Origin of the sequence: Vreelandella olivaria, assembly GCF_023507745.1 — a bacterium.
Lineage (GTDB): Bacteria > Pseudomonadota > Gammaproteobacteria > Pseudomonadales > Halomonadaceae > Vreelandella > Vreelandella olivaria_A.
The window spans coordinates 202,698-212,755 of sequence record NZ_JALPZO010000123.1 but is presented as its reverse complement, the minus strand read 5'-3'; the positions used below and the strand labels follow the sequence as shown (position 1 = coordinate 212,755).

General features: G+C 48.4%; 9 protein-coding genes. 8 read left to right on the top strand and 1 reads right to left on the bottom strand.

Annotated features, from left to right (window positions below):
• The first annotated feature begins 161 nt into the window (after window positions 1-161).
• The 3 genes from benC to HP566_RS14075 all read left to right on the top strand — a co-directional run bounded on the left by benC (window position 162) and on the right by HP566_RS14075 (window position 3,332).
• On the top strand, window positions 162-1,187 hold the full coding sequence (gene benC / locus HP566_RS14085; protein WP_284041470.1) for a benzoate 1,2-dioxygenase electron transfer component BenC: 1,026 nt from the start codon (window positions 162-164) through the stop codon (window positions 1,185-1,187).
• The gene (benD, locus tag HP566_RS14080; protein ID WP_249977898.1) at window positions 1,184-1,984 is read left to right on the top strand and encodes a benzoate diol dehydrogenase BenD; all 801 of its coding nucleotides are present in this window, start codon (window positions 1,184-1,186) and stop codon (window positions 1,982-1,984) included. Before benC ends, benD begins: the two co-directional genes overlap by 4 nt.
• A gap of 103 nt (window positions 1,985-2,087) precedes the next feature.
• Complete coding sequence (locus HP566_RS14075; protein ID WP_249977897.1) at window positions 2,088-3,332, top strand: benzoate/H(+) symporter BenE family transporter; 1,245 nt, start codon at window positions 2,088-2,090, stop codon at window positions 3,330-3,332.
• A 232-nt stretch (window positions 3,333-3,564) separates the two neighbouring features.
• Here the strand turns inward: HP566_RS14075 and HP566_RS14070 are convergent, their stop codons facing one another.
• The gene (locus tag HP566_RS14070; protein WP_249977896.1) at window positions 3,565-4,467 is read right to left on the bottom strand and encodes a LysR family transcriptional regulator; all 903 of its coding nucleotides are present in this window, start codon (window positions 4,465-4,467) and stop codon (window positions 3,565-3,567) included.
• 100 nt (window positions 4,468-4,567) lie between these two features.
• Between HP566_RS14070 and mdlC the strand changes: the two genes are divergently transcribed.
• The 5 genes from mdlC to HP566_RS14045 all read left to right on the top strand — a co-directional run bounded on the left by mdlC (window position 4,568) and on the right by HP566_RS14045 (window position 10,057).
• Window positions 4,568-6,178, top strand: a complete 1,611-nt coding sequence (gene mdlC / locus HP566_RS14065) for a benzoylformate decarboxylase (RefSeq protein WP_249977895.1) — start codon at window positions 4,568-4,570, stop codon at window positions 6,176-6,178.
• 2 nt (window positions 6,179-6,180) lie between these two features.
• The gene (locus tag HP566_RS14060; RefSeq protein ID WP_249977894.1) at window positions 6,181-7,323 is read left to right on the top strand and encodes an alpha-hydroxy-acid oxidizing protein; all 1,143 of its coding nucleotides are present in this window, start codon (window positions 6,181-6,183) and stop codon (window positions 7,321-7,323) included.
• A gap of 20 nt (window positions 7,324-7,343) precedes the next feature.
• Window positions 7,344-8,495, top strand: a complete 1,152-nt coding sequence (locus HP566_RS14055) for a mandelate racemase/muconate lactonizing enzyme family protein (protein WP_249977893.1) — start codon at window positions 7,344-7,346, stop codon at window positions 8,493-8,495.
• 55 nt (window positions 8,496-8,550) lie between these two features.
• The gene (locus HP566_RS14050; RefSeq protein ID WP_249977892.1) at window positions 8,551-9,510 is read left to right on the top strand and encodes a tripartite tricarboxylate transporter substrate binding protein; all 960 of its coding nucleotides are present in this window, start codon (window positions 8,551-8,553) and stop codon (window positions 9,508-9,510) included.
• A gap of 73 nt (window positions 9,511-9,583) precedes the next feature.
• Window positions 9,584-10,057 carry a tripartite tricarboxylate transporter TctB family protein gene (locus HP566_RS14045; RefSeq protein WP_249977891.1) on the top strand — a complete coding sequence of 158 codons (474 nt, stop codon included), beginning with the start codon at window positions 9,584-9,586 and terminating at the stop codon, window positions 10,055-10,057.
• Window position 10,058 lies beyond the last annotated feature (1 nt).

Below are 10,058 nucleotides of genomic sequence, written 5' to 3'. Positions count from 1 at the left end.
ACCAAAAGACCGACAGCTTCTTCGGCACGAGCTTCTACACGCTGGATGTCTCGGGCCAGCATCCGCTGATCACAAGAAAAGTCGTGCAGTTGAATAACGACTATATCCATCAGGTCATTGATGTGTACCACGTCTGACTTGATGTGAGAGGAGATTTAATTATGAGCTATACCATTGTCCTCAACTTTGAGGACGGCGTGACCCGTTTTATAGGCTGTAAAGAAGGGGAAACCGTTCTCGACGCCGCCTACCGGCAAAGAGTTAACCTGCCGATGGACTGCTCTGATGGCGTATGTGGCACCTGTAAAGGGCACTGTGAACAGGGCGAGTTCGATATGGGAGACGAGTATCTGGAGGAGGCGCTCTCTGACGAAGAAGTCGCTGAAGGACAGGTGTTGACTTGTCAGATGGTGCCCTCATCGGACTGCGTTATCCAAGTACCAGTGGCGTCCACGCTGTGTAAGACACAGGTGGGTAAGGTTGAAGGCACGGTAGCGGCGGTCGAGCAACTCTCTGAAGATAGCATTGAGCTGGTCGTTGACCTGGATGATGAAGAGGGGCTTGCCTTTTTGCCCGGGCAGTACATCCATATTGATGTACCTGGCACCGAGTTACACCGCTCTTATTCATTCAGTTCGCAACCAGGTGATAAACGGGCCACCTTCTTGATCCGTAATATTTCCACTGGGGTAATGAGTGGCTATTTAACCGAGCGCGCTGCGGTGGGTGACAAGCTCACGTTAACCGGCCCGCTGGGCAGCTTCTATCTACGCGCGGTGACACGCCCGATACTGATGCTGGCGGGGGGCACGGGGCTGGCTCCGTTCCTCTCCATGTTAGAGCAAATGGCCGAGAAGGGCTGTGACGCACCGGTTCATATGATTTATGGCGTCAATAAAGATGATCACCTGGTCAAAACGGATGCGTTGGATGCCTTTGTTGAGAAGCTTCCTAACTTCACCTACGCCACTGTCGTGGTCGACGAAGCGAGTGAACACCCGCGCAAAGGGTATGTGACCCATCATATGAATGCCGAGGTGATGCATGATGGTGATGTCGATGTTTACCTGTGTGGCCCACCTCCGATGGTTGATGCCGTACTGAAGTACTTCGACGCTGAAGGAATCGAGCCCCAGAGTTTCCACTACGAGAAGTTCACCCCTAATCAGGTGGGAGAGCCCGCATGAGCGATCAACGTTTTGGCGGCTCTCGCTTTCAGGACCGGGTAATGGTGGTGACTGGGGCTGCTCAAGGTATTGGGCAGCGGGTTGCCGAGCGTGCCGCTGCTGAAGGTGCGCGTTTGGTATTGGTGGATCGTGCTGATGAACTCCACGAGGTGGCCGCTGGGCTACGCAAGCAGTGTAGCGAAGTGATCGCGGTACAGGCGGACCTGGAAACGTGGGAAGGCGCCGAGCAAGTGGTGCAGGCGGCGCTCGATCAATTTGGGCGTATCGATATTTTGGTCAACAACGTAGGTGGCGCAATTAACTTCAAGCCGTTTACCGAGTTTACCGAAAAGCAAATTTCAGCAGAGATCAATCGTTCGTTGATGCCCACACTATGGTGTTGTCGTGCGGTACTGCCGACCATGGTGGCACAGGGTAGCGGTGTTATCGTCAATGTCTCTTCAGCAGCAACGCGGGGCATTCATCGCATTCCTTACTCGGCAGCGAAGGGTGGGGTCAATGCGCTGACCGCGTCGCTGGCGTTTGAGGTTGCTGAGCATGGTATCCGGGTCGTCGCAACAGCGCCAGGAGGGACCGAAGCTCCGTCCAGGCGTATTTCGCGAGGAACACCAGAGCCTACTAACGAGACGGAAAAAGCATGGTTTCAAGCGCATATTGATCAGACCAAGCAGAGCTGTTTGATGAACCGTTATGGCACGCTAGACGAAATGGTCGCTCCTATTCTGTTCCTGGCTTCCGACGAGGCCAGTTACATCACCGGCAGTGTATTGCCTGTGGCGGGCGGAGATCTCGGCTAGTCACCATTGGCTGCTTAACAGTGGATGAGACATAGATAATTCTAATGAAAAGCTAACGCGTTAACTTAATAACTCTAAGCACAATAATCCCCTGGAGAAAACCGTGAAACATATCGAGAAGGGTGTCAGCCTAAGGCATGCGCCCCGGGATTTCCTGCGAGACCTCAATGTTGATAATGCCAGTACAGGTCTGGTCGCAGGCATCTTAGGGCTCAGCGTGGGGGTCGTACATATCAGTGCGGGCACATCCGCCGGACTCGACTCTTCCTTTATCATGATTTGGGTGATCAGCTACCTGATGATCAACGGCCTGTTTGGGCTTTTTATGCCGGCGTATTACCGATTGCCACTGCCCATGGCCAACTCAATCCCCGGTGCGTTGATGTTTGCAGCGGTCATTCCTGTGATCGGCCTGGAAGCTGCGTTAGGCGCGAGTCTGATTGCTGGGGCCATTACTTTGGTTGCTGGCTTGACGGGCGTAATGGGGATCGTGATGCGGCTAATACCGATGCCGATTGTCATGGGGATGGTTGGCGGTATGCTGCTTAGTTTCGGCCTCAACATGGTGAAACCGTTGGAGAGCGCTATTGTGCCAGCCTCCATCATGATTCTGGCGTTCTTTATTTCTGCACGACTGTTTCGCAAAATTCCGCCCTTGATTGTGTCGATGTTAGCCGGGATTCTGTACCTAATCGCAACCGGCGTTGATCTATCCGGCATTGAGGCGACAATCCGTTTCCCCGAGTTCATTGTCCCGCAATTCACGTTGGGAGCCTTCCTGACTTACGGCTTACCCCTTGCCATTATTCTGGTGGGGATGGAGACGCCGGCGGGCGTCGGCCTGGTGAAAGGGATGGGGTATAAAGAAGTACCGGCTAATGCAATCACCGCAGTGGGTGGTGTAGGCACCATGGTGTCGGCGTTCTTCAATCTACACAGCACCTGCATTGCGGCGCCGATGACGGGCGTGTGTGCATCGCCAGAGGCGGGAAGCCACGACAAGCGTTGGGTAGCAGCGGTGATTGCTGGTGCTATCTTTATCGTTGCCGCGCCTTTCTACGGCTATGTGGTCAGCCTGCTGGAGGCAACACCACGCTACTTTATTGCCATTGTCGCCGGGTTGGCACTTATGCGTGTGATTACCTCTTCCATGGCTATCGCCTTTGCTGGCAAGAAACATGAAATAGGTGCGTTGTTCGCTTTTCTAATCGCCGCATCCGGTATCCAGATTCTCGGCATTGGCGCCACATTTTGGGCATTGGTATTGGGCGTTGTTGTCTCGGCAATCTTTGAAACGAAGGACTTCGAGTTTATCTTTTCCCGCGTGGCTACCGGGAAGAGCAACTAACCCGAAACACCCGTCATTTTTACTAGTTATCCTCCTTGGCCCGTATCTGTTTATGCAGTACGGGCCTTTTTTATAACGGCACTAATAAAAATATCGAGAGTGGAATTCTTGTAGAAGAAAGGGGTAAGGGCGTTAAGGGCTTTGTAAACGAGTAGTCCACTGTTAAATTAAGTGCGTTTTTATGATGTGAGCTTGACGGATATTTTATTTGTCTATTAAAGGAATGTTCCTGTTATAGTTCTGAGAGGGTACACTGAATAACCTGGGTGAGCCATTGTTGTGCAACCGTGTCTTCAAGCTGATTTTCCCAGTAAACCCCGACTTCAAACGTTGGTAGATCTAAAGGGATATCCATCACTCTTGTGTTGCCGTTTTGGGCGAACATTCCTGCAACCCGGCTGGGAAGGCAAGCAATCACTTCACTGTCGGAAATAATGCTAGGCAGCACAGAAAAGTGAGGAATCGTTAGTGATACGTGACGAGTAATTTTTAACTTTTTTAAAATATCTTCAACAATCGAATGCCCGGTCGTTCTGGATACACTGACATGGTGTTCATTGATAAATTGGTCTAATGTTAACGTTTTTCCAATTCTTGGGTGATTTGAACAGACAAGACAGGCATAGAATTCTTCGAAAATAGATAGCGAGCTGACTTTTCCTTTTAGAAAAGTTAAGTTCCCGACGGCCGCATCAATCCGTCCTTTTACTAACCAGTCCTCAACCTGGTTGACTTCTAAGGGAATTACCTCGATAGAAATGTTGGGTGCCAAAGTGCGAAATTTTTTCATTAAAATGGGAAGGAGAAATACCTCGCCTAAATCTGATAACGCAATTCTGAACGTCCTTTGAGAAACTAAAGGGTTGAACTCTCGAGTTGATGCTATCGCTAATTCTATATTCATCAAAGAACTGCGGAAGGTTTCATAAAGCTTATCAGCTGAAAAGGTGGGCTGCATGCCATCTCGTGTGCGATGAAATAAAGGGTCATTCAAGAGAGAGCGAAGTCGTGATAAGGCATAGCTAATTGATGGTTGTGTTAGATGAACCCTTTTTGCGGCACCGCTAACGCTGCCCGTTTCGTAGATGGCCAAAAAAACCTTAATAAGATTCAAGTCGATTTTTTGGCTCATCATGGTAGCGCTCCAGGATATAAATGGCATCTATATAAAGTAGCAAAAAGTATTTATTTGTTCAAATTGATGGCTGGTGATATGTTGGAATTAAATAAAACAAATGAGATATATTTCAGTGGAAAATACAACTTATACAACTGTAAAAGATTCTGTTTATCAAATTCTTAGAGGGGCAGGTGTTAATAAGGTATTTGGTAACCCTGGCTCTAATGAGCTTAATTTTCTCAAGGATTTTCCAGATGACTTTGAATACATTTTGTGCCTGCATGAGGGCGTCGCGATAGGTATGGCTGAAGGATATGCTCAGGCTACAGGGTTACCGGGGTTCGTTAACCTTCATGCTGCGGCAGGTACTGGAAATGCTATGGGGGCTTTAAGCAACTCCGTGAATTCACATGCCCCGCTAGTGGTGACTGCTGGCCAACAGGCACGGACGATGGTTTATTCCGATCCATTACTGAAGAATTCAAATGCAGTCGTGTTACCAATGCCACTGGTGAAGGATAGCTACGAACCACTTAGTGCCCAAGAGGTACCCCATGCCATTAGCCGTGCACTTCATATAGCTATGTCCCCTGCCAAGGGGCCGGTCTATGTGTCTATTCCTTATGATGATTGGGACCAGCCCATTGCTCATGATGCACTGCACTTAGCAACACGCAACGTTGTCCATTTTGGAGCTCCTTCCCTGAACGAGCTCCAGCCACTGCTAGTAGCGCTCGCAAAAGCTTCCAGCCCAGTGTTGGTGTTGGGGCCTGAAGTTGATGCGTTGCGCTGCAACAGCAAAGCGGCACTACTCGCTGATAAACTGCATGCCCCCGTGTGGGTAGCACCATCAGCTCCCCGATGTCCGTTCCCGACCAATCATCACTGTTTCGCAGGCATTCTCCCTGCTGGTGAGGCAAGCCTTGCACAAAAACTGCATGGGCATGACCTGATTTTAGTGCTAGGCGGGCCGGTATTTCGTTATCATCAGAATGATCCGGGTGCTCTTTTACCGGAAAATGCGCAGCTGCTCTTGGTGACAGGGGATGCCCAGGAGGCAGCCAGATCTCCCGTTGGCGATGCCATTGTAGCTAATGTCGATACTGTCCTTTCCTGTCTTATAGAGCGTATAACGGATCGGAAAGGCGATTGTCCTGATTTTCGCAAGCCTATTCAGCGCCTTGAGATTGATCACAGTCAACTTGAGCCCAGTGCTATATTCGACATTGTCGATGCTATCGCGCCACGCAATACGGTTTATTTAAATGAAGCTACCTCTACGATCGCTACATTATGGGAAAGAGTGGGCATGGAGGAGCCGGGCAGCTACTATTTCGCCGCTGCCGGAGGGCTTGGGTTTGCTATGCCAGCAGCTCTCGGTGTAAAGCTGGCTGATCCGACGCGCCCTGTCGTTGCTTTTATAGGTGATGGTTCCGCCCACTACAGCATAACGTCGCTATGGACGGCGGCACGTTATCAGATTCCCGTCGTTTTCATCATTATTAATAACAGCGGCTACGGTGCGTTGAAGTGGTTTAGCCATCAGTTCAAGATCCAAAATGTGCCGGGTATTGAAATAGACGGCATCGATTTCATTCAATTATCAGAAGGTTATGGTATTGCGGCGCATAGGGTTTCTACTCGCGCAGAATTCTCCCAGGTGTTCGATAACGCTATTGCTGAACATGCGCCTGTACTCATCGAAGCTAGGATTGAGAGAGTTTAAGGATGTCGCGCTTAAATAAAATCTACAATATAAAAGGCATGCGTCGGGCGGCGAGGGCTCGACTTCCCAAGGTTGTTTTTGACTATCTTGAGGGGGGAGCCGAAGATGAATACGATCTAATTGAAAATAATATCAGCTATGATCGGTGGAAATTCAAGCCACGCCGATTAATCGACCTTACAGTGGTCGATCCATCAACGGAAGTTCTAGGTAGTGCAGCTTCGTTTCCCTGCGTAGTCGCCCCTACAGGCCTGAATTCATTATTTTGGCCAAACGGTGATATAGCCTTAGCTCGCGCTGCCGCCCGCGTGGGTATTCCCTTTGTCCTGTCGACGGCTTCCAATGACTCGCTTGAAACTGTCGCCGCGCAAACGGACGGAGAGCGGTGGTTTCAGCTTTATGTAATCGAAAAGACGTTAGCCAGAAGTTTGATTAAGCGCGCGAAAAGTTTAAATTACAGCAAGCTGATTATTACGACAGATGTTGTATTTAACGGTAAGCGAGAAAGAGATTTAAAGAATGGCTTTGGCTTACCCATGCGCTACAACCTAAAGACGATTTTAGATGGTATCACCCATCCTGCCTGGACGATGGACTACTTAAAAAATGGTACTCCTAAACTTGGTAATTTAGCCAATGAGGAGCTTTCTCCCGAAGCACGGGCAGCGTTACTGCGTCGTTCTATGGATGCTGGTTTTACCTGGAATGATTTAGCGATGATCCGAGAGTTGTGGCCCGGCCAGATCATTTTAAAGGGCATATTGCATCAGGATGATATTGATAAATGTCAGCAGTACGGCATTGATGGCGTCGTTCTTTCAAATCATGGGGGACGGCAGCTAGATACAACGATAAGTCCTGTGAAGGCACTTGCAAAAATAAGTTCGCAAACTCCTGAAGGACGTATTTTAGTGGATGGGGGGATTCGACGTGGACGAGATATTGCCAAAGCGAAAGCGCTGGGGGCGTCCTCAGTATTAATTGGGCGTGCCGCTCTTTACGGTCTCGCTACAGCAGGTGAGGAAGGAGCTTATAAAGCGCTGACTATTCTCAAGGAGGAGTTTGAAGGATGTATGAAGCAACTGGGGTGCTCAACAGTGAATGAGCTAACCAGAGATTTAGTTGAACACGCCTCACAACAATAAAACAGTAGGAGTAATGATTGATGAAAATTGTAGATGTCAAAGCGACAGCCGTTAATGTACCGGCAGAGTTTTCCTCCTGTGGAAAAACGAAAAAAGCCACGTTGGGTATCTGTGTGGTGGAGGTAACTACAGATGATGGTCTGGTAGGTGTAGGTATGACGGCTATTACGGAAGAAGAAGTCGTCGCATTTACCATCAACAATATTATTGCCCCCGCAATAACCGATGAAGATCCCCTCTGTACGGATAGAGTCTGGAATAACTTATATTGGTTGCTGACGCCACGTGGCCAATCAGGTTATGCCTGCCACGCAATAGCGGCTGTGGACATTGCGCTATGGGATATCAAGGGGCAGGCGCTAGGCCAGCCAATCTGGAAGTTATTAGGAGGCGCCCGCGACAAAGTTTCCACCTATGCGACCATCGGTTTCGACTTTTTTGATAACGATCAGTTGGCGGAGGTGGCAAAAACCTGGCAGGCAAAAGGGTTTAACAAGTTTAAAATGGTTGTGGGCCACAATGCACTTAAACGCCGTGACGAGCCTAGACCGGTACTCGAAGCTGTTCGTAACGATATCAGCCGAGTCCAAACCCTCAGAGAAACGATAGGCGAAGAGGCTGAAATTTTCATTGATGCCAACTGTAACCTTGACCCTTACCACGCTGCTTGGTTGGCTGAGCGTGTTGAAGACTATGACATCTCTTTCTTTGAAGAGCCTTTAATAGGTAATGATCCGCAGCAACTAAACCAGCTGCGTTCTCGAACCCGCATTCCATTAGCAGGCGGCCAGAATGAAGGACAGTCCTCAAAATTCAAGCAACTGTTGCTCAACAACTCCCTGGATATTCTGCAGCCCAATGTCGCCATCAGTGGGGGCTATACCCAGTGCGCAAAAATCGCGGGTATGGCAGAAGCGTTTAACACTGGCATAGACAATGGAGGCGCGTGGCCTTTCCATAATCTGCATCTGCATGCAGGTGTAAGAAATGGTGGCATGGTCGAATACCATATCTTTGCCGTCAAATGCCTTGAGCAAATTTTCAATGGATTACCAAAGCCGGAGAGTGGCTTCCTGCACGCTCCCAGTGAGCCAGGTATTGGATTTACATTAAACCAGGATGCATTAAAAGAACTTGCCAAGATGCCAACTTCACGAGGCATGGGTAAGTAATCATCAAACGCTAGCTTCACACTGCATATGACTCAATAACAATAGGAAAAGCATTATGAAGACTTTTATGACTGCTCTTTTAACATCGGTGGCGATGACAACCGCCTCCACAGGATTTGCAGCGGAAAGTTATCCGACCCAGCCCATCAGGCTGATCGTCCCTTTTGGTGCGGGTGGTGGAACCGATGGTTTGGCCCGCGCTATTCAGCTATCTGTTAATAACAATAATCTACTCCCGGAGCCCATTGTGGTGGTTAATGCCCCAGGGGCGGGTGGTGCTGTAGGGACGCGACAGTTGCTCGCCTCGGACCCTGACGGCTATACCATTTTGCAGATACACCAGGAAATGTTCGCCGCATCTGCCATTGAACGTGTTGACTATACGCCAGAAGATTTTGAACCCATCATACAAGTCAGCGAAGCCTGTATGTTTGTTGCTGTTAAAGAGGATTCTCCCTATACCAATCTAGATGCGATGATCAGTGATATTAAGGAGAATCCCGGTGATTTCCGTCAGGCGGATGATATTGGCGGAGCTACCCACTTTCCTTCCGTGCAACTGATGAATGCCGCAGGTGCTCAGTGGCCGATTGTTCCAGTTGGTGCAACGTCAGCTAGGTTTACCTCATTACAAGGTGGCTTTACACAGCTAGCGTTGCTTTCCCCCCTATGGTTAGAACGAGCGGCGGGACAAATAAAGCCTCTCGCGGTACTAGGGGACGAGCGTTATGACTTTGCACCGGATGTGCCAACGGCCAAAGAGCAGGGTTATGATGTAACAGCTTGTTTAAATAGACGATATTGGGCGCCTTCCGGCACTCCGCAAGAACATATTGACGTGTTGGCGGATACTATTGAGGCAGCAGCCAACAGCGAAGAAGTGCAGAACTATCTCTCAGAATCCGGTGAAGTATTGAAGATTGTCAGAGGTGAAGAATTACGTGACCTTATTGACGGGGAGTACACTTCATTTGTTGAAGTAGCAGACATCGTTAAAGGTAGTTTATCCAACTAACTAATAATAAATGATAAGTTAGGGCAGGTTTTCACCTGCCTTCACTTGACGATATAACCTCCTGGAGAGCCCAATGACAACTATATTCAGGCTCAGGTATGAAATTAGTTTTTTAATCTTATCTCTGACGATAGGTTTGTTAATCTTAATTAGCTCGAGAGGGCTTCCTGAACCCACGTATGAGCCCATGGGGGCCGCTGCTTTTCCAAGTGCTATAGCCACTATTACTGTATTTCTTGTCGTTTTAAAGTTGTTGCGTATTTTTTTTGCTAATAAATCTCATTTATACGCTGAGGAGAATGATCAAAGTCAATTAAGATTCTTCAAGTCTTTATGCATGTTGCTTATTTTTATTGCCTTTGTCGTCTTGGTTTATTTTTTTGATGTTAGATTTTGGGTCAGTACTTTTTTATTTATGCTGTTGGCTATGGTGTTTATTAGAAAACCTAGTGGCATGAGAGGGTTGTTAATTCAGTGCATGACTTTAATAGGTTTCTCATTGGTATTAGATTATGTCGTAACTAATATCCTGTATTTCAATTTTTAAT